The 19,775-nt window shown below is 58.9% G+C and carries 15 protein-coding genes; 12 read left to right on the top strand and 3 right to left on the bottom strand.

Going from position 1 to position 19,775, the window contains the following annotated elements; all coding sequences use genetic code 11:
• Positions 1 to 27: 27 nt before the first annotated feature.
• On the bottom strand, positions 28 to 3,921 hold the full coding sequence (locus ACRRSD_RS05590; protein WP_435037431.1) for an amino acid adenylation domain-containing protein: 3,894 nt from the start codon (positions 3,919 to 3,921) through the stop codon (positions 28 to 30).
• 750 nt (positions 3,922 to 4,671) lie between these two features.
• Between ACRRSD_RS05590 and ACRRSD_RS05585 the strand changes: the two genes are divergently transcribed.
• From ACRRSD_RS05585 to ACRRSD_RS05535, 11 genes are all read left to right on the top strand, one after another.
• On the top strand, positions 4,672 to 5,046 hold the full coding sequence (locus ACRRSD_RS05585; protein WP_435037430.1) for a c-type cytochrome: 375 nt from the start codon (positions 4,672 to 4,674) through the stop codon (positions 5,044 to 5,046).
• 117 nt (positions 5,047 to 5,163) lie between these two features.
• Complete coding sequence (locus ACRRSD_RS05580; RefSeq protein ID WP_435037429.1) at positions 5,164 to 6,342, top strand: 4-hydroxybenzoate 3-monooxygenase; 1,179 nt, start codon at positions 5,164 to 5,166, stop codon at positions 6,340 to 6,342.
• Positions 6,343 to 6,388: 46 nt separating this feature from the next.
• Complete coding sequence (locus tag ACRRSD_RS05575) at positions 6,389 to 7,102, top strand: glutamine amidotransferase-related protein (RefSeq protein ID WP_435037428.1); 714 nt, start codon at positions 6,389 to 6,391, stop codon at positions 7,100 to 7,102.
• An 89-nt stretch (positions 7,103 to 7,191) separates the two neighbouring features.
• Complete coding sequence (locus ACRRSD_RS05570) at positions 7,192 to 7,794, top strand: LysE family translocator (RefSeq protein WP_435037427.1); 603 nt, start codon at positions 7,192 to 7,194, stop codon at positions 7,792 to 7,794.
• Between the two features lie 29 nt (positions 7,795 to 7,823).
• Positions 7,824 to 8,636, top strand: a complete 813-nt coding sequence (murI, locus tag ACRRSD_RS05565) for a glutamate racemase (protein WP_435037426.1) — start codon at positions 7,824 to 7,826, stop codon at positions 8,634 to 8,636.
• Positions 8,637 to 8,727: 91 nt separating this feature from the next.
• Positions 8,728 to 9,339, top strand: a complete 612-nt coding sequence (locus ACRRSD_RS05560) for a glutathione S-transferase family protein (protein WP_435037425.1) — start codon at positions 8,728 to 8,730, stop codon at positions 9,337 to 9,339.
• Between the two features lie 141 nt (positions 9,340 to 9,480).
• Positions 9,481 to 11,004, top strand: coding sequence for an anthranilate synthase component I family protein (locus tag ACRRSD_RS05555; RefSeq protein WP_435037424.1), 1,524 nt, complete (start codon positions 9,481 to 9,483; stop codon positions 11,002 to 11,004).
• A complete protein-coding gene (locus ACRRSD_RS05550) occupies positions 10,985 to 11,590 on the top strand; it encodes an anthranilate synthase component II (RefSeq protein WP_435037423.1) in 606 nt (201 codons plus the stop codon). The genes ACRRSD_RS05555 and ACRRSD_RS05550 overlap by 20 nt, the downstream gene beginning before the upstream one ends.
• Positions 11,591 to 11,691: 101 nt before the next feature.
• The gene (locus tag ACRRSD_RS05545) at positions 11,692 to 12,183 is read left to right on the top strand and encodes a sigma-70 family RNA polymerase sigma factor (protein ID WP_134177000.1); all 492 of its coding nucleotides are present in this window, start codon (positions 11,692 to 11,694) and stop codon (positions 12,181 to 12,183) included.
• Positions 12,184 to 12,223: 40 nt separating this feature from the next.
• On the top strand, positions 12,224 to 13,207 hold the full coding sequence (locus ACRRSD_RS05540) for a FecR family protein (RefSeq protein WP_435037422.1): 984 nt from the start codon (positions 12,224 to 12,226) through the stop codon (positions 13,205 to 13,207).
• Between the two features lie 98 nt (positions 13,208 to 13,305).
• Positions 13,306 to 15,732 (top strand): TonB-dependent siderophore receptor, encoded by a 2,427-nt coding sequence (locus ACRRSD_RS05535; protein WP_435037421.1) that lies wholly within the window; start codon positions 13,306 to 13,308, stop codon positions 15,730 to 15,732.
• An 85-nt stretch (positions 15,733 to 15,817) separates the two neighbouring features.
• On the opposite strand, the gene ACRRSD_RS05530 is transcribed toward ACRRSD_RS05535, so the two are convergent.
• Positions 15,818 to 16,969 (bottom strand): MFS transporter, encoded by a 1,152-nt coding sequence (locus ACRRSD_RS05530; protein WP_435037420.1) that lies wholly within the window; start codon positions 16,967 to 16,969, stop codon positions 15,818 to 15,820.
• Between the two features lie 372 nt (positions 16,970 to 17,341).
• Between ACRRSD_RS05530 and ACRRSD_RS05525 the strand changes: the two genes are divergently transcribed.
• A complete protein-coding gene (locus tag ACRRSD_RS05525) occupies positions 17,342 to 18,322 on the top strand; it encodes a diaminopimelate epimerase (RefSeq protein WP_435037419.1) in 981 nt (326 codons plus the stop codon).
• A gap of 189 nt (positions 18,323 to 18,511) precedes the next feature.
• Here the strand turns inward: ACRRSD_RS05525 and codA are convergent, their stop codons facing one another.
• Positions 18,512 to 19,759, bottom strand: a complete 1,248-nt coding sequence (codA, locus tag ACRRSD_RS05520; protein WP_435037418.1) for a cytosine deaminase — start codon at positions 19,757 to 19,759, stop codon at positions 18,512 to 18,514.
• Positions 19,760 to 19,775: the final 16 nt, after the last annotated feature.

Below are 19,775 nucleotides of genomic sequence, written 5' to 3'. Positions count from 1 at the left end.
GCTCCCACATTGGTTTTGCGTTAGAGGTTAGACCTCGGTCAGCTTCTGAGTCTTAGAGACTGGGCTGGCCTGGCGTTTGAGCAACGCCTCGACAAACACCTTCCCGAACTGCTCCAGATACTGCCGTTGCAGCAGGCACTCATGCGGCGCTTCAACGTCATGCTGGATCAACTCACCGCTGATATACGGCGCCCACAAGCCTGGCTGCTGTTCGTCTTGACGCAGTATGTCGGTGGTCGCGCGGATGAACAGCAAGTCACCGTTGAACACCTCGTACTGCGTACGTCCGAGCAATTCCAGCATCAACTTCGAATCGTCGACCAGACGGGTCAGGAATTCATCGCCGATCTGCCGGCTGCCGAGCACTTCTTCCATCGCACTCTTCAGCCCCTTGAGTCCCGCGCGTGGCGTGCCGACGATGGCGCGGGTCATGCGGCTGATGATCATCGCGTCGTCGAGTTTCAGCGAGGCCGGGCCACCTTGCAGCGGGTAGCTGTCGAACATGCACAGGAAGCTCACCTCACGCCCGCGCGCCTGCAACATCGCGCCAATACGCAACGCGAGGTTGCCGCCCACCGACCAACCGGCCAATTGATACGGCCCCTCGGGGTGCAGATCGACGATGCGTTGCAGGTACTCAGCGGCCAACTCATCCAGTGACTCGATGACCCGCGTCGGATCGCGCAGGATCGGCGATTGCAGCGCATACAGCGGTTGATCTTCAGGCAGAAACGGCAGCAGAGCGGCGTAAGGCCAGGCAATCCCGCCGCCCGGATGGATGCAGAACAGCGGCGGCCGCGACCCTTCGCTGCGCAGCGTCAGCACGGCGTCGAACGGATCGCTGGCACCGCGATTGTCGTGCAGGCGCTGGGCCAATTGGCGTGGGGTCGGCGCAGCGAGGAAGTCAGCGATGCCCAGGGCAATGCCGAACTGCTCCTTGATGCGGCTGACCAGTTGCAGCCCCAGCAGTGAATGGCCACCGAGGTCGAAGAAGCTCTGGTTGGCGAACACTTCGTTGCAGTCCAGCGCTTCGGCGAACAGTTTGCACATCGCCGCTTCTTCGGCATTTTGTGCGGGTGATAGTTCGGCGGCGTCGTACAGCGCCGGCGCCGGCAGGCGATCCACCGCCAGTTTGCCATTCGGTGTCAGCGGGAATTCGCTGACGCACATGATCACGCTCGGCACCATGTGCTGCGGCAGATGCCGGCCCAGCGCCTGTTTCAACTGCGGACCGGCGAGGCTGCCATCCTTGCTCGCGACATAACCGACAATGGCCGGGCCGTGGGCAAGCTCACGCAGCATCACCGTGGCGTCGTCGACCCCAGCGCAACCGAGCAGAACGTTTTTGATCTCGTCCAGTTCGATGCGCAGACCGCGCAATTTGATCTGGTTGTCCTGCCGACCAAGGTAATGAATGCGCCCGGCATGATCGAAGAACACCCGGTCACCGGCGCGGTACATGGTAGCGGCGCTGTCAAGCAGATCGGCGACAAAGCCCTTGGCAGTGAGGTCGGCACGGTTGCGATAACCGCGCGCCACCCCCGGGCCGCCGATGAACAGATCTCCCCAGGCGCCAGGTGGCAGCAAGCGCTGCTGGCCGTCGACCACGTACAAACGCGTGTTGGCGGTGGCCGGCCCGATCGACAAGTCGCCCGCGCCGTAACAGGCATTGATCGAGGTGGCGAACGAGGTTTCCGTCGGGCCGTAGACGTTGAGCAAGCGGCAATGCGCGAAGCGTGCGAGCAACGCCGGCGTGCAGGGTTCACCGCCGAGCATGAGTACGGTGTCCTGCGGGAAGTCTTCGGTCTGATGGCAGGCCAACAGGCTCGGGGTCATCACCAGCAAATTGATGCCTTCGCGTTTGACCAGTGTGGCCAAAGCTTTACCGGGAGCACTGCTGACTTTGTCGGTGATCACCAGTTCGGCGCCAGCGAGCAAGGTCATCATGATTTCCAGCACCGACATGTCGAACCCGGCGGCGATGAATTGCAGGACCCGAGCGCCGGGCTGCAACTGCGCGGCATCAATGGCGGTGCGGGCAATCGGCACCAGATTACGCTGGGTGACTTCGACACCTTTGGGCTTGCCGGTGGAGCCGGAGGTGTAGATCAGATAGCCCGGCAGGCCCGCATCGAATGCCGACAATGGCTGGATCACTGTCGGTAATTGCGCGAAGGTTTCGGCGCTCAGTCGCAGCAGCTTGTCGGCGGCGACGTCAACCTTGAGCTGACTGCCCGGGGCAACGATCACCACGGCCGGGTCGGCATCGCTGAAGATGTGTTCGATGCGCGCCTCGGGCAGGTCCGGGTCCACCGGCACATAGCAGGCACCGAGTTTGAACAGGGCCACGGCCGCCACCGCCCATTCGAGGCTGCGCGAGAACATCACCACCACACAGTCACCGGCGCGCACGCCGCGCTCACGCAAGTGCGCGGCGAGGCGCGTGGCGTCATCGTCGAGGCGGGCATAGCTCAAGCTCCGCGCTCCTTGCGACAGCGCCGGGCGCTCGGCGTAATCGTGCACGGCCTCGGCAAAGGCGGCGGCGAATATCGGGAGTTCGTCCTGCTGTTTCGGCAGTGCGTAGTGGCGTTGCTGTTCGTGGGGCAAGAACAGGTCGTAATCGGCGGCCAGGGTTTGCGGCGCCTTGGCGAAACGTTCGAACAGCGCAGTCAGGCGCTGATAGTGCAGCTCCAGCGCTTCGGGCGAGTACAGGTCAGCGTTGGCATTGAAACCGATCTCCAGCCGACCATCGCCGTGGCGGTCGAAAATATCGATGCCCAGGTGATCGGCCGGGCCATTGGCGACGTTCTGGATCGTCGTGTCACACCCGGCAAATCCCGGCCCCTGATCGTAAGCGACAATGTTCAGCAACGTGTTGAACAGCGGCTTGTTACCGCGCTCGGCGTGCAAGTCGCGGATCATGCTTTCGCTGCGATAGCTCTGGTGCAGCAGGTGATGGCGCAGTTGACGCTGCAGGTTCGCCGCCACCGTCAGTACGCTGCTCTCAGGCGTGAACGACAAGTGCAGCGGCAGGATGTTGGCGACCATCGACGGCACATTGCGCAAGGCCTTGAGCTGACGCGCCGCGACCGGCATGCCCAGGGCCAGTTCGTTCTGCCCGGTCATGCGTTGCAGGTAGGTCGCGCACAGCGCCAGCAGAATGCTCGACAGGCGCAGTTGATGTTCGCCAGCCGCTGCGCGCAGTTGCAGCAGGGTTTCGCCGCCGAATACTTTGCGCAGACGATTGAGTTTGAGCAGCGGCGCATCGCCGGGCACCAGTTGTGTCGGCTCGGGCATCTTCAGGCAGTACTGGCGCCAGTAAGTGCGGTCCTTGGTGTGCATGTCGCTGTGGCGATAGTCCTCCTGCGCGTCGAATACGCTGGACAGCGGCGCCAGTGCCAGCGCTTCGACCGCTTCGCCACGGCTGAGCGCGTTGTAATGGGCGGTGATGTTGCCGAACAGAATGCCGTGGCCGAAACCGTCGACCACCAGGTGCGAGGCCAGCTCGATCATGCGGTAGTGTTGCGGTGCGAGGCGGATCAGCACGTAGCGGATCAATGGCCCGTGCTGCAGATCCATGTCCTGGTGCAGCAGGTGTTCGAGCAATTCGTTGTAAGCCTGCTCGGGATCCGCTTGCTCACTGACATCCAGAGATTCAAAAGCCTTGGCGGGCAGGCCATCGGCCGTCTGAATGTATTGCGCGTAGGTGCCGGTTGTCGGGTCGATATCGAAAGTGGCGCGCAGGGTATCGGTTTGCAGGAACTGCGCGCGAATGGCGGCTTCGAGCCAAGTCAGATTCAGCTCGCCGCATAGCTCGATAACGTCGCACAAGTGGTAGTTGAGATTGCTGTGGCTCTGGCTGATCGCCAGACAGACTTCCTGTTGCGCCGTGGAAAGCGGGCACGGCTGTACGTCACGCATAAGAGTCATCCTTTCTTCCGTTGCGTCGGGTTTTCGGCAGGCAATACCGTGCCCATTCCACGTGGCGCAAAAGCGACAGAGGTGGAATTGACGGCAAGCGCCGTTTCAGTTTTTTCAGGGGTGCGCCAGGTGAGTCAGGCGGGGCTGGAACCTTTGCTTGACGCCAATCCTTGGCGGTGTTTCTTGTTTTTGTTTCGAAGCATTTGGTAACACTTCGGCGCTTAACCTAGGTGCAGAAAATGCCGCTGTCAACTAACTGATTTGTGAGTTTTGACAGAGGTCATTCTTCTCTGGGCGAAGCCAAGTGGTTGATCGCCAGTTCATGAATCGCGCATGGGACTGTCAAATTTAATTTTTGAATATTGACATATTCAGAAACAAGTGTGAGATTACCGGCCATGAGTAAGGATGTACTCGTGGTAATAAAAATTATAAGCGCACAAGGGATTGGCATGCTTCATACCTCCGCTAACAATACGTCTTCACCTCCGCTTGCCTTTTCCTCCAAGGCACTCCGCGCATTATTTATTTTTCCTCGACGGCGTTTCCGCGACGGATTTTATTACGTCATGGGTACGAGATAGTTTTTCTCCCGTTTACCATTGCTCGATATAAAAGTACCTACGACATAACTGTTCGTTGTGTGCGTAGTTGTGTGTCGTTTGTTTGTCTTTGAATTGATGGTTGTTGGAAGATTTCAGGGAATAGCGGTAAATCAAAGCTGATGTGTTCAGCAAGGCCAGAGTCAAAATGAAAAAACCATTTATCGCTTTATTCGCTGTCTTGACACTGGTTCAAACGTCACTTTCCTTTGCGGATATTGGTAACGGCAAGAACCTTTATTCACAACGATGTGCTGTATGCCACGGAGCAGATATCAAGGGGACAGGGCCACTGGCCAGGAAAAGCACACCTCCAACACCTGATCTGACAACTGCCGCTTTCAAGAAGCGACTCAATGATTATCCGGGCGTTATTGTCTCTTCGATCATCCTTCGGCCCAGCGGAAGTCTGATCCCAAAAACCTTGCGAGAAAATGGTGTGAAGATCCCGCCACACGCCTGGACTGTTAATGATCTGCGCGATCTGAACCAGTACATGAGTGGATTGATTTCAAAGAAATGACAATCTTCAAGTGAACAATGGACAGATCAATCCAAGAGCCGCTTCAAGATGTTTGCGAACACGTTATTCAGTGAAAAGCTTTTCGCTTCAAACCTTATAACTCAGAGGGACAAACCCATGCGGACAAAGGTTGCAATCGTTGGAGCAGGCCCGGCCGGATTGATGTTGGGGCAGCTTCTTACGCTTATGAATATCAGCAACGTCATTGTTGAGAGTCGATCAAAAGAATACGTAGAAGGCCGCAGTCGCGCAGGCCAGATAACCCCTGCCACGGTGCAGATTCTCACTGAAAGTGGTGTCGGTTCGAGGATTGCTTCTGAAGGAATGGTGCATTCTGCGCTGCAGTTCCATTATGACGGAGCGACGCGCGAGCTGGATTTCCAGGCGCTCACCGGGCGCACGGTGACCATTTATGGCCAGCAGGAAATTATCAAGGACCTGGTCGCCGCCCGTTTGAAAAGCGAGTCGCCGCTGCTGTTCGATGCTGCCGATGTTCAGGTTCACAATACCGATGGAAACGCGCCTTCCGTTTCCTTCAGGCACGACGGCAGACAACAGACGCTTGAGTGCGATTTTGTTGTTGGCTGTGACGGTTTTCATGGCATTTGCCGCCCACACATCGCTGACGCGCTGACCTGTTTTTCGCACACCTATCCTTTTGCCTGGCTGGCGGTTCTCGCTGAGATGTCGCCCATTTCAGCGGATGTTATTTTTTCCAGCCATGAAACCGGGTTGGCATTGTTCACCATGCGCTCCCCGAGTATTTCCAGAATTTATCTGCAGTGTTCTCCGGATGAAGATCCCAGTGAGTGGTCTGCCGCGCGTATCTGGGAGCTTTTGCAATCACGGATTGAAGGGCGGCCGGAGAAAGTTAACGGCGGGGCAATCATCGAAAAAAGTATTGTGCAGCTGAGAAGTTTTGTTGCCGAAAAAATGCAAAAGGGCAGGTTGTTTCTGGCCGGTGATGCCGCACACATCGTGCCACCTTCTGCGGCCAAGGGACTTAACCTCGCCGTTTCCGATGCCAACATCCTTGCTCGCGCCTTTGAGCATTTTTATGCCAACGACAAGGACGATCTCTTGCTGTCGTATTCCGATATCGCCTTGAAGCAGGTGTGGCGCGATGTGCAATTTTCCCACTCGATGGCGATGTTGCTGCATCGTTATGACGACAACGCTAAATTCCACAGACGACTTCAGATCGCTGAACTTGATCGCATTCTCGGCTCAGGCCCGGCGGCGCAGAATTTCGCCGAACTGTGGGTGGGCAATCCTCCCTTCGCCGCGTCGGTTTAAATCAGACCGGGATCAAGTTGATCAACTGAACACAGGGAGTTGTGCTATGGATCAAACTCGCAAGGTCCTGATTATTTTGCATCAGGAACACTCTACGCCCGGCCGGGTTGGCGACCTCCTGAATCAAATGGGATTTGAGCTGGATGTCCGCCGACCGCGATTCGGTGATCCGCTTCCGCAGTGCATGGCAGAGCACGCCGGCGTGGCCATTTACGGCGGCCCGATGAGCGCCAATGACAACGACACGTATATTCGCGACGAGATCGACTGGTTGGCCAAGCCATTGAAGGAAGGCAAGCCGTTGCTGGGTCTTTGTCTGGGCGGGCAAATGCTGACCCGACACTTGGGGTCACGCGTCTACCGCCTGGATTGCGGGACAACCGAGGCCGGTTATTACCCGATAACACCGCTGGCTGCTGCTCACGAAATAACGGCTGACGCCTGCGCGCCTTTTCCCGACCATGTCTATCAATGGCACAGTGAAGGCTTCGATTTGCCGACAGGCGCTACGCAACTTGCCGGCGGTTTGACCTTTCCGGTTCAAGCCTATCGATATGCAACTAACGCCTATGCGTTGCAGTTTCACCCGGAAGTGACTTACGAGACGATTGATCGTTGGTCAACGCTGGGCACCGAACGCCTCAAGGCGCCGGGTACCAAGCCTGCGGCCGAGCATACTGCGGGTTGGCATCAATATGACTCCGCAGTGGCGACCTGGATCAAAGCGTTTCTTCCCAAATGGATTGACTCGCCTGCTTAAGTCCTGAGCGTCCGAGTATCAAAACCCGGATGAATAACTTCAGTAACTATTAATTCTGGAATTTGCCACGTGTGCGGGGATTGCGCAGTATGGACTTGCAACTTTGGATATTGTTTTGCGTGGTATTTCTTTCGGCCGCGATACTTCCGGGGCCGAATGTGGCCTTTTCCATGGCACAGGCACTTGATCACGGCTTCAAGGAATCATTTCCGGGTGCCATTGGGTTCGGCCTGGCCAGTGGCGGGCACGCCGTTATTGTTCTATCCGGTCTGGGGATATTGGTAAGGGATAACCCCGGTATTTTGTTCTGGCTGAAATGGGTTGGCGTTGTATATCTGCTCTACCTCGCTTTTAAAGCGTTGCGTTCGCACTCCCAGGTTGCAGTTGCCACTTCGCGCAAGCGTACCCCTTTGCAAATGTTTACCGGGGCCATGATCGTTTCATTTACCAATCCCAAGGGGATTCTGACCAACATCATCTTGTTTCCGACGTTCATTGATAAAACCTTGCCCTATATCCCGCAGTGCATTGCATTGGTGGCCACGGCAATATTCATCTCTACCTCGGTATATGCCCTTTACATGCTGATGGCGGGGCATGCGGCGAAGATTCTGCGCACAAAACGCCAAATGAGTGTGGTGACGGGCGTTTTATATGTCGGCGTCGCTGCGGCCATTGCGACAACCATCTGAAAACTCAAGAGCATTCAAGGAGGGATTCATTGATTGGCGTATTTGATTTCGGCAGCGGTGGCTTAACGGTGATGCGCGTGTTTGAGGCGGTTTTGCCCAATGAGCAGTTCGTCTATTTGGGCGATCATGGCAACGCACCCTATGGCAATGATGCTGCCGACGATATCTACGATCTGACCCAGGCCGCCATTACGCGCCTTTTCAATTATGGCTGCTCAGTGGTGGTCATCGCCTGTAACACGGCGGTAGCCACCAGTCTGCAAAGATTGCAGCAGGCGTGGCTGCCAAAGGTTTTTCCCGAGCGCAGGGTGATCGGCGTTGTTGCACCTGTCGCCGAAGAGATCGCGAAGGCTACTGGTGATTATCCGGTGCAGAGCGTTGCGGTTTTCGCGACTCAGCACACGGTTCAGTCAAATATCTTTGCACTGCAAATCAATAACCGGCGTCCGGCTATAAAAGTTTATCAACAAGCCTGTCAGGGCCTGGCGTTGCTCATTGAGCAAGGTGCGCCAGAGGACGTACTGCGAACGGAGATTCGTAAACATATCAATGCGCTGCTGAGTGCTGCTCCACATGTTCCGGACGTTTGCGTACTGGGTTGCACGCATTATCCGATTGTTGAACACCTGTGGCGCAGTGAACTGCCGGATTCCATGCAGCTGATTTCCCAGTCCAATGCCGCCGCTGAGAGCCTGGTTGAGTACTTGAAAAGCAACCCTCACCTTTCCAGCGCAAGAGCGGGCGGCAACACGTTCTTGACGACAGGCGACATTAAAACCGTTTCAGAGCGAGCCTCTTTGTTCTACGGGGCGAGGGTGGCGTTTGCAAACATTGATGCATAGCTGATTGCAGCAAGTTTCGCTCTTTGTTCACCAGTGGCACACAGAGTGGAAGGGTCGATAAAACGGATAGTCAATACTTCAGGAGAAAGCGATGGAACTGGTTGGCATGATGGGATCACCCTATGTTCGGCGCGTGGCCGTTTCGATGCGGCTGATGGGGCTGGAACATGAACATCGGCAGATCTCGGTGTTTCGCGATACAGATGAGTTTCGATCCATCAATCCGGTGGTCAAGGCGCCGACGCTGATTTGCGAAAACGGCGAAATGATCATGGATTCATCGATGATCCTTGATTATCTGGAGTCACGGGTCGCACCGGACCGCAGTCTGATGCCAAAAGATTCGGCGGAGCATCGAAAGGTGCTGTCGCTCATTGGGCTGGGTCTCGCGGTTTGCGAAAAAGCGGTCCAGCTTGAATATGAATACAACAAACCGGTCGCGTATCACTATGAACCTTGGCAAACGCGCGTCACCGAGCAATTGCATGCCGCGCTGGTGCTTCTGGAAAAGGCTGCCGCCAGCGCCAATCCCTGGCTTGCAACGGCGCAACTGTCTCAGGCCGATGTAACCGTGGCCGCGGCCTGGCGCTTCACTCAGTTCAGGGTGTCCCACCTGGTCGAGGTCGAAAGCTACACCGCGCTTGCCGCTTACGCTGACCAGGTCGAGAAACTGCCGGAGTTTGTTGCTACACCGCTGAAATAAGCCCTTTGCCTGCCCCGGTGTCGGGGCAGGCCGCATCACCGAACCGTACAAGATCCCTCTCAATCGCAATGGCTGATCTGATCGCAGGGCTTTGACGCTCTTGGCCGATCGGTTACTGCGTGAACAACCGGAGACACAAGGATGTTGAGCCTAGAAGATTTTTTTGCCTGTGGCGAAGCGGGGTATACCCACGTTCCGCTTTGGCAGAGCCTGCCGTTGCCGACAGGGGTCGAAGCCATTGCGCTGTACCAGGTTTTGGCCAACTGCGGGCAAGATTATCTGTTCGAAACCGGGCACTGGCACGAGGACGTGTTCGAGCAGGCGTACTCGGTGATTGGCCTGCCTTGCAGTCAACGCGTCGAACTCGATGAGGGCGTCATGCGTGTGTACCGCGACGGGCAGATTTCGGCAACGATTGACTGCGCTGATCCGCTGGCAGAACTGGGCAAGTTGCAGAAAGAATTTCGTATACCGCAATGCCCGGGGCTGCCCGATTTCAGCGGTGGGTTCTTTGGCTATTTCGGTTTCGAAACGACTCGGCTGATCGAGCCGCGTCTGCGTCGAGTGCCGCGCAAGCCTTCTGGTTTTCAACTGCCTGATGTATTGCAATTGGTCAGCATGGATCTGCTCGTGCTGGATCACCGCGCACATCTGGCCTATTGCATCGTGCATGAGCGCCCGAAGGCGCTGGGCGATTATCAAGGTGGACAGGACCGGCTCAACCGCCTCGTCGCACATGTGCGCCCACTGCTCGTACCGCCCGCACCCGGCGGCCACGTGTTTGAGGTGACAACGCCTGCCGCCGAGTCGGCGTTCCCGCAGTCTGCGTTCGTGGAGGCCGTGGCACGGATCAAGGACTACATCGCGGCGGGCGATGTGATGCAGGTGGTTTTATCCCAACGCATGAGCCTGCCTTTCGAGGAGGACGCCGTTGCACTGTACCGATCCCTGACTGATCTGGGCCACACACCTTATCGCTACTTGTTGAATCTGGGTGACTGCCAGGTGGTCGGCGCCTCTCCGGAAATGTTGTTCCGTCAGGACCTGCAAACGGTGACCACCCGGCCAATGGCAGGTACACGCCGGCGGGGCAGTGGGGTGGTCGAAGACCATCGACTCAGGGATGAACTGCTCGCTGATCCGAAGGAAATTGCCGAGCACATGATGCTCGTCGATCTGTCGCGCAATGACCTCGGCCGGTTGGTCCGCGTGGGCAGTGTGCAGGTGACGCAGTTGCTGAATGTGGAATATTTCTCCCATGTCATGCACATCGTCTCAACCGTGACCGGCGACGTACCTGACCACGTCTCGGGGCTGGATCTGCTCAAGAGCATTTTCCCCGCAGGCACGCTGAGCGGCGCGTCGAAGGTGCGTGCGCTGGAAATCATTGCCGAACTGGAACCGCATTCTCGCGGGGTGTATGGCGGCGCGATCGGTTATCTGGACTGGAGCGGACGCGCCGACCTGGCGATCGCCATTCGAACCGGGCTGCTGCAAGACGCTCGACTCTACATTCAGGCCGGCGCCGGCGTGGTGCAGGATTCGGTGGCCGATCGCGAGTGGCAGGAAACGCTGGAGAAAAGCCAGTTGCTGCGGGTTGCCGCCGGCCGCTGTCAATCGATCGCCCAGTGCCAGGAGGTGGCGTATGCACTTAATGATCGATAACTACGACTCCTTCACCTACAACATCGTGCAGTACCTGGGCATGCTCGGGGCGCAGGTTGAAGTGCGTCGTAATGACGAAATGACCTTGGCCGACATCGAAGCGCTCGCGCCTGAGTCTTTGATTATCTCCCCTGGGCCGTGCTCTCCAACTGAAGCGGGCATTTCCCTTGCGGCGATCCATCGTTTCGCCGGCCGTTTGCCGATATTGGGCGTCTGTCTGGGTCATCAATGCATCACCGCTGCTTTCGGCGGCGAGGTGCACAGGGCGCGGCAGGTCCTGCATGGCAAGGTTTCCCGTATCAGTCACGACAGTCGTGACCTGTTCGACGGCTTGCCTGACGGCTTGCAAGTCGCGCGGTATCACTCTCTGGTGGCCGGTGCCTTGCCCGGCGATTTGCTGGCTACCGCGCACGTGCTGGATGACGACGGCATGCCGGGCGAAATCATGGCGCTGCGGCACCGCGAACTGCCGATCTATGGCGTGCAGTTTCACCCGGAGTCATTGATGACGCCGCAAGGTCTGGCGATGTTGGCCAACTACCTGCAACTGGTTGAGCGAGCTCGTCTGGCCAGGGACGCGCCCTGAGCGCTCGCTGCCCGGAAGTTCGGTTCGAGGAATCCATTGCTTCGCTTTAATAGGAAGCATTACTATTCACACCCCTTTCCTCAGCACGCCGCCAACCCCCCATGCGTCCCCGCAGACCCGGCTTTTTCGAGCATTACGAAGAGTTGATCGGCACCTGGACTCGTCGCCTGCGCAATCGCGCGCAGGCCGAGGATCTGGCGCACGACACCTTTGTGCGGGTGCTTGAGTCCGATTCGGCAGCGGTGCAGCAGCCACGGGCGTATTTGCACCAGACCGCGCGCAATATCGCGGTGGACGGCTATCGGCGCGAGGATCGGCGCGGCGCCATGGAGTTGCAGGCCATCGATCACAGTGAGTCGTCGTCCGGCGACCCGGAGCATTACATGCAGGCGATCCAGCTGGCCGACTCCATCGAGCGGGCGCTCAGCGAGCTGCCGGTCAATTGCCGGAAGATTTTCGTCTGGCAGAAGATCGAAGGCCTGACCCAGGCGGAAATCGCCGAACGCCTGGGCCTGTCCAAGAACATGGTCGAAAAGTATATGATCCGCACCCTGCGGCATCTGCGTGATCGCCTCGACGGGTTGCAGTCATGAGCCGCCGCAGCTTTTCATCCCCAGCCCAACAGGACATTCCATGATGGATACGCGTGATTGCGCGTGCGGGCAAACAACGGTGCGCGATGACGCGGCTCGCTGGTTTGTGCGTTTGCAGGAGTCGGCCGTCAGTGCCGACGAGCAGCAGCGCTTCGACGCGTGGCTGAATCAACATCCGCAGCACCGTGATGAGTTCCAGTTGCTGCAGGGCTTGTGGTCTGCGGCGGATTTGCTGCCGGCGCCACGCCTCAAAGCCCTTGCTGAAACGCCGCCAACACGCCGCGAACGTCGTCCGTTGTTGCGTTATGCCGTGGCTGCCAGTGTGCTGGCGGTAGCGCTCGGACTGGGTTTGTTCAGCGGTTTGAATCATCCGGGCGGTTACCGCGCCGAGTTCGCCACGGCGTTGGGCGAGCGCAAACATGTGGCGCTGCCGGACGGTTCGGTGATCGATCTGAACAGCCGCAGCCGCTTGCAGGTGCGCTATGAAAAGGATCGCCGCGTCATCGAGTTGAGCGAAGGCGAGGCGATGTTCAGCGTCGAGCACGATATTGCGCGACCGTTTGTGGTCGAAGCCGGGCATGGCAAAGTCACGGTCACCGGCACGCGTTTCGATGTGCGCCGCGATGCTGCGCAAACCCGCGTGGCGGTGGAGCAGGGCACGGTGAAAGTGCAGGGACGCGATGCGCCGGACAATCAATTCATCAACCTGACCGCCGGTCTTGGCAGCTCTGTCGACGCACACGGTAAAGTCGCCGCCGCCTACGCGGTCAATCCAGCAGAACTGACGGCGTGGCGCAGCGGCAAACTGGTGTTCAACAATGCCAGCCTCAGTGAGGTCGCCGCCGAAGTGTCGCGCTATCGCGACAAGCCGCTGACCGTTGCCAACCCGACGGTGGCCAATCTACGCCTGACCAGCGTATTCAAATCCGACAACACCGACGCCTTGCTCAAAGCCTTGCCGAGCATCCTGCCGGTGGCCGTTCGCACCCTCGCGGATGGCAGCCAGGAAATAATCGCAAAATAAAATTCAGGTTTTTTTCGAGTTCATCGTCTTCCTGTTCAACTGCAACTGGTTTGCATTAACAGCCGCACACTCTTGCGATCCACAGGACTACGTACGACGTGAAAAACACCACTGCCAACAACAAAAAGTCCCTTTGGTTACCGCTGGCTCTCGCGCTGGCGGTCAACGCGGCGATGCCGCTGGCGTTTGCCGGCGAAGCCATTCATATCCGCGCGCAGCCGTTGGGTCAGGCCCTGAGCGAACTGGGCCAGCAGACGTCGCTGCAAGTATTTTTCAGCCCCGATCTGGTCGCAGGTAAACAGGCCCCGGCGGTCGACGGTGATATCTCGCCTGAGCAGGCACTGCGGCAATTGCTGCAGGGCAGCGGTCTGGACTATCAGATCAATGAAGGTTCGGTGACGCTGTCGCCCGCCGTGAGTTCCGCCGCCGGCAACGGCCCGCTGGAGCTGGGCGTGACCGACATCAAGGTTGTCGGCGACTGGCTCGGTGATGCCAACGCTGCCGTGGTGCAGAACCACCCCGGTGCGCGTACGGTGATCCGCCGCGAAGCGATGGTCGAACAAGGCGCGATGAACGTCAGCGACGTGCTCAAGCGTGTGCCGGGCGTGCAGGTGCAGGACTCCAACGGCACCGGCGGCAGCGATATTTCCCTGAACGTCGGTGTGCGCGGTCTGACCTCGCGTCTATCGCCGCGCTCCACCGTATTGATCGACGGCGTACCGGCGGCATTCGCCCCGTACGGTCAACCGCAACTGTCGATGGCGCCGATTTCCTCGGGCAACCTCGACAGCATCGACGTCGTGCGTGGCGCCGGCTCGGTGCGTTATGGGCCGCAAAACGTCGGCGGGGTGATCAACTTCGTCACCCGGGCGATTCCGGAAAAAACCACCGGTGAAATCGGCACCACGCTGGAAACCACCCGGTACGGTGGCTGGAAACACATCGACACCGCGTTCCTCGGCGGCACTGCCGACAACGGCATGGGCGTGGCGTTGCTGTATTCGGGTGTCAACGGTAACGGCTACCGCGAGCGCAACAACGGCAACGACATCGACGACGTGCTGCTCAAGACCCACTGGGCGCCGACCGATCAGGACGATTTCAGCCTCAACTTCCACTACTACGACGCCACGGCCGACATGCCCGGCGGTCTGACCCAGAAGCAGTACGACGATAAACCGTACGACTCGGTGCGTGACTACGACCAGTTCACCGGGCGGCGCAAAGACGTGTCGTTCAAATGGATCCGTCAGATCGACGAGCGCACTCAAGCGGAAATTCTGACGTATTACACCGACAGTTTCCGTGGCAGCACCATCGCCGCCCGCGACCAGAAAACCCTCAGCTCCTACCCGCGTTCCTATTACACCCTGGGCATCGAGCCACGGGTGTCGCGGGTTTTCGATGTCGGCCCGACCACCCAGGAAGTCAGCGTCGGTTATCGCTACCTGAAAGAGGCGATGCACGAATCGTCTAGCCGCGTGGCGCTGATCAACAACCAGCCAGTGCTCACGCCGACGTCTGATGGTCATGTATTTCAGGATCGTACCGGCGGCACCGAGGCCAACTCGGTCTACATCGACAACAAAATCGACGTTGGCAACTGGACCATCACCCCCGGCATTCGCTTCGAACACATCAGCACCGACTGGCATGACCGCGCGGTGCTCGACACGGCCGGTAAACCGGTGCAGGCGAAAAATCGCAGCATCGAGAGCAACGAACCGCTGCCGGCGCTGAGCGTGATGTATCACCTGTCGGATGCGTGGAAACTGTTCGCCAATTACGAAACCTCGTTCGGCAGCCTGCAGTATTTCCAGCTCGGCCAGGGCGGCTCGGGTGATCAGACCGCCAATGGTCTGGAGCCGGAGAAGGCCAAGACCTACGAGATCGGCACGCGCTACAACGATGATGTGTGGGGCGGGGAAGTGACGCTGTTCTACATCGACTTCGACGACGAACTGCAATACATCAGTAATGACGTGGGCTGGACCAACCTCGGTGCGACCAAGCACCAGGGCATCGAAGCGTCGGTGCACTACGACATGGCGGCGCTGGATCCGCGGCTTGACGGTTTGACTGCCAACGCCGGCTTCACTTACACCCGCGCTACTTACGAAGGCGAAATTCCGGGCTTCAAGGGCCGTGATCTGCCGTTCTATTCGCGTCAGGTGGCAACGGTTGGTTTGCGTTACGACATCAACCGCTGGACCTACAACCTCGACGGTTTCGCCCAATCGAAACAGCGCTCGCCAGGCACTGGTGTGAACGCCGATGGCAGCTTCAACGGCAACTACATCACCGATGGCACGGCGGACGGGCAGTACGGCGATATCCCGGGTTACGTGACCTGGAACGTACGTGGTGGCTATGACTTCGGGCCGCAGGTGTCGAACCTGAAGCTGGGCGCCGGGGTGAAAAACATCTTCGACAAGCAGTACTTCACTCGCTCCAGCGACAACAACTCAGGGATGTATGTCGGCGCGCCGAGGACGTTCTTTGTGCAGGCCAGTGTAGGTTTCTGAAAGACCGCGTCAGCTTCTTCGCGAGCAGGCTCGCTCCCACATGGATCACTGAGATCCTGTGGGAGCGAGCCTGCTCGCGAAGCTTTCAGACTTTCAAGACTTTACCGCCGATGGCTACTGCAACCAGCAGCACCGCCATCAAGCCAAAGGCAAAACTCAAACTGCTGGCATGGGCGACAAAGCCGATTACCGCCGGCCCCGCCAGAATCCCTGCATAACCCAGCGTGGTGATCGCCGGCACCGCGATGCTTTCCGGCATCACCGTCTGCTTGCCCACCGCCGTGTATAGCACCGGCACGATGTTCGAACAGCCGGCGCCGACCAGCGCGTAACCGACCAGCGCCGCTTCCCAGCTCGGTGCAAAAGTCGCCAGAAACAGACCTGCCGCGGCCAACAGGCCGCCAAACAGAATGATCCGCGTTGCCCCGACAATCCGCACAATGCGGTCACCCATCAGACGCCCGGCGGTCATGGTCAGGGCAAACGCCGCGTAGCCCAATCCCGCATAGGCGGTGTCGATCCCGCGTTCCTGCGCGAGAAACACCGCGCTCCAGTCCAGGGCTGCGCCTTCGGTGAGAAAAACGATGAAGCACATGCCGCCGATAAACAGCACGATGCCGTGAGGGATGGCGAATGCCGGACCCGAGCTTTCACTGCCGTAGGGCAACATGTGCGGCACGCACTTGCACAGCGCTGCGATCAACACCACGACCACCACCAGCATGGCGGCGAGCGGTGACAGGCCGAGACCCAGCAGCGCGCTGACACCTGCGGCGCCGACAATCCCGCCGAGACTGAACAAACCATGGAAACCCGACATCATGTTCTTGCCGCTGGCGCGTTCGACAATCACCGCTTGCAGGTTCACCGTCGAATCCACCGTGCCCAGGCCCGCACCGAACATGAACAGTGTGGCGATCAGCGCCGGTATCGACGACACCGTCGCCAGTAACGGCAGCGCTGCGCAGATCAACAACGTGCCGCCGGTGGCGACGCGGCGACAGCCGAAGCGTGTGGCCAGAATCCCCGCCAGTGGCATCGCCAGAATCGAGCCGACGCCGAGGCACAACAGCAACAACCCCAATGTGCCTTCGTCGAGCCCGGCGCGTGCCTTGGCGTACGGCACCAAGGGTGCCCACGCGGCGATGCCGAGCCCAGCGATGAAAAAGGCGATGCGCGTGGACATCTGTTGCAGGCGTCCGGGGACGAAAGTGTCTTGGGGGTTGAGGCTGGTCATATCGATCCTTGGCAAAAAACTTCGCGTCCCCGAAGGACAGTGATTCAGCGACGAGGTTCGATCGCCGGCCATTCGGGGAAGTACAGGCAACATCCTAACCTGTAGGAGTGAGCCTGCTCGCGATAGCGGCGTGTCAGCTAAAAATATATCGACTGACCCACCGCTTTCGCGAGCAAGCTCGCTCCCACATTGAATGGAGCGGGCTCACTAATCAGCGGTCATGCACCGATTCCTGTGGGAGCGAGCTTGCTCGCGAAGGCGGTGTGTCGGATAAAGAAAATATCGGCTGACACACTGCATTCGCGAGCAGGCTCGCTCCCACAAGGGATTGCGATTTACAGTGACCTTCTTCGATAACAGGGACAAACACTGATGACGCAATTCTACGATGCACGGGGCAATATTTATGGCGTCATCTCGCCCACCGAATTACGCGAGGCGGGCATTGATTTGCCGGCCACCGCCACCGAATGCGCATCTTCGCGTCAGACATGGAGCGAAGCAGCAATCAAACTCTGCTGTGACTGGCCCGAAGACCAACGCCCTGCGAACAGCAAATCCCACCGCAGCGACGGCCTGCTGATTGGTCCTTTCCAGACGTCGCCACCGTTTGACGTATTGATCGTCAACACCGACGGTACGCTCGCCGAGCGCAGTGGCAACGGCCTGACGATTTTCTCGCAGGCGCTGACCAAGCAAGGCTTGATGCCGGAGGCGGGCGGGGTGTTGCGCGTGCATCACGACAAGGGTGACGCCGTGGAGACCACGGTGAAACCGGCTGTTGTCGACGGTGTTCAAGGCTTCTGGCTTGATCTCGGCCAACCCGGTTTCGGGCCGGATGCCGTCGCTGCGCAGACGGTTCAGGGCATTGAGTTCAACGCTCGAGACGTGAGCCACGTCCAACCCCTGGCACAACTTGATCCCGACTGGTCGCACAGCCAATTCGTGCGCATTGGCAATCCGCATTGCGTCACACTGCTCGGTGATGCAGCGGCGTTGCCAAGTAATGAACAGATGCGTGAATCGCCACTGAGCGACGGCCTGACCCAAATTGCCTACGCCACACCCGTCGGTGCCGGTGATCCATGCCCGGCGGGGGTCAATCTGCAATGGGCAGTGCTGGAGTCACCGCAGAGGATCCTCGCCCGGGTGTTCGAGCGTGGCGAAGGGCCGACGGCCTCATCCGGCACCAGCGCCAGTGCCGTGGCATCGGCGGCGTGGCGGGTAGGTTGGGTTGTAGCGGGAGAAGTGCAGGTGGTCATGCCGGGCGGTACGGCGCCGATTTTGCTCGAAGCAGCAGACGGTGAATTGCGGCGGGTCAGGCTGTTTGGTACGGCGCGGTTGATGGGCTGAATTCGACGACGCCATCGTTGGCAAGTCAGGCTCCCACAGGGTTTTGTGTGAGCACAAATATCATGTTCAAACACCGAACCTGTGGGAGCGAGCCTGCTCGCGAAAACGGTATGTCTGAGGCGATGATGCCGGATGTGCCAGCCTCTTCGCGAGCAGGCTCGCTCCCACATTGGATTTACGGGGCGCCTCTCAGCTCAGCTCACCACTGAACTCCACCACCGGCATCTGCCGCTTCATCAACACCTTGCCGCCGCGAATCGAATACAACGGCAAGCCTTGGCTGCGGATGACCTCGTAATCACTGTCCGCCGACAAAATCAGCAGGTTCGCCGGGCGCCCCTGTTCCAGTCCATAGCGCTCGCCCAGGTGCATGGCTTTGGCGCTGTTGTCGGTCACCAGATCCAGTGCACTTTGCAGGTTGCGGTAACCGAGCATGTGGCAGATGTGCAGCCCGGCTTCGAGCACGCGCAGGATGTTGCCGTTGCCCAGCGGATACCACGGATCAACGATGGAGTCCTGGCCGAAACACACGTTCATGCCGGCTTCGAGCAGTTCATTCACGCGGGTCACGCCACGGCGTTTGGGGAAGTTGTCGAAGCGTCCTTGCAGGTGAATGCTCTCGGTCGGGCATGAGACAAAACTGATCCCGGAATGGCCCAGCAAACGGAACAGTTTCGCGCAGTAGGCATTGTCGTAAGAACCCATCGCCGTGGTGTGGCTGGCGGTGACGAGGGCGCCCATGTCGCGGCTGCGCGCCTCTTCGGCAAGCACTTCGAGAAAACGCGAATGCGGGTCGTCGGTTTCATCACAGTGCACGTCGACCAGGCAACCGGTGCGCTCGGCCAGGTCCATCAGGTACTTCACCGAACTGACGCCCTGATCGCGGGTGTATTCGAAATGCGGAATGCCGCCGACCACGTCCGCGCCCATGCGAATCGACTCTTCCATCAACTCGCGACCGTTGCGGAACGACTCGATGCCTTCCTGCGGAAACGCGACGATTTGCAGGTCGATCAGGTGGCGGCTTTCTTCGCGCACTTCAAGCATGGCTTTGAGCGCGGTGAGTTGCGGGTCGGTGACGTCGACGTGGGTGCGCACGTGCTGAATCCCGTGGGCAGCCAGGGCCTGAATGGTTTTCTTCGCGCGAGTCTTGGTGTCTTCTTCGGTAATGGTGACCTTGCGCTCGCCCCAGCACTCGATGCCTTCGAACAGCGTGCCGCTCATGTTCCAGCGCGGCTCGCCGGCGGTCAGCGTGGCGTCGAGGTGAATGTGCGGTTCGACGAAGGGCGGCACCACCAGATTGCCGCCGGCGTCGAGGTCATCCGGGCCAAGAGTGGGCGCTTCGGTCTGCCGGGCGATGCTGCGGATCAGGCCGTCTTCAAGGTGCAATTCGTGCAAACCTTCCTGGTTGCGCAGTCGGGCGTTGATGATGTGCATCAGGCGAATCCTTTTT

The organism is Pseudomonas neuropathica (assembly GCF_051174785.1).
GTDB classification, from domain to species: domain Bacteria; phylum Pseudomonadota; class Gammaproteobacteria; order Pseudomonadales; family Pseudomonadaceae; genus Aquipseudomonas; species Aquipseudomonas neuropathica_A.
This window is presented reverse-complemented; position numbering and strand designations above follow the sequence as displayed.

Excerpts from the sequence above, each read along its gene's own strand:
- ACRRSD_RS05590 (WP_435037431.1), bottom strand. The coding sequence starts at position 3,921 with ATGCGTGACGTACAGCCGTGCCCGCTTTCCACGGCGCAACAGGAAGTC.
- ACRRSD_RS05585 (WP_435037430.1), top strand. The coding sequence starts at position 4,672 with ATGAAAAAACCATTTATCGCTTTATTCGCTGTCTTGACACTGGTTCAA.
- ACRRSD_RS05580 (WP_435037429.1), top strand. The coding sequence starts at position 5,164 with ATGCGGACAAAGGTTGCAATCGTTGGAGCAGGCCCGGCCGGATTGATG.
- ACRRSD_RS05575 (WP_435037428.1), top strand. The coding sequence starts at position 6,389 with ATGGATCAAACTCGCAAGGTCCTGATTATTTTGCATCAGGAACACTCT.
- ACRRSD_RS05570 (WP_435037427.1), top strand. The coding sequence starts at position 7,192 with ATGGACTTGCAACTTTGGATATTGTTTTGCGTGGTATTTCTTTCGGCC.
- ACRRSD_RS05560 (WP_435037425.1), top strand. The coding sequence starts at position 8,728 with ATGGAACTGGTTGGCATGATGGGATCACCCTATGTTCGGCGCGTGGCC.
- ACRRSD_RS05555 (WP_435037424.1), top strand. The coding sequence starts at position 9,481 with ATGTTGAGCCTAGAAGATTTTTTTGCCTGTGGCGAAGCGGGGTATACC.
- ACRRSD_RS05550 (WP_435037423.1), top strand. The coding sequence starts at position 10,985 with ATGCACTTAATGATCGATAACTACGACTCCTTCACCTACAACATCGTG.
- ACRRSD_RS05545 (WP_134177000.1), top strand. The coding sequence starts at position 11,692 with ATGCGTCCCCGCAGACCCGGCTTTTTCGAGCATTACGAAGAGTTGATC.
- ACRRSD_RS05540 (WP_435037422.1), top strand. The coding sequence starts at position 12,224 with ATGATGGATACGCGTGATTGCGCGTGCGGGCAAACAACGGTGCGCGAT.
- ACRRSD_RS05530 (WP_435037420.1), bottom strand. The coding sequence starts at position 16,969 with ATGACCAGCCTCAACCCCCAAGACACTTTCGTCCCCGGACGCCTGCAA.
- ACRRSD_RS05525 (WP_435037419.1), top strand. The coding sequence starts at position 17,342 with ATGACGCAATTCTACGATGCACGGGGCAATATTTATGGCGTCATCTCG.
- codA (WP_435037418.1), bottom strand. The coding sequence starts at position 19,759 with ATGCACATCATCAACGCCCGACTGCGCAACCAGGAAGGTTTGCACGAA.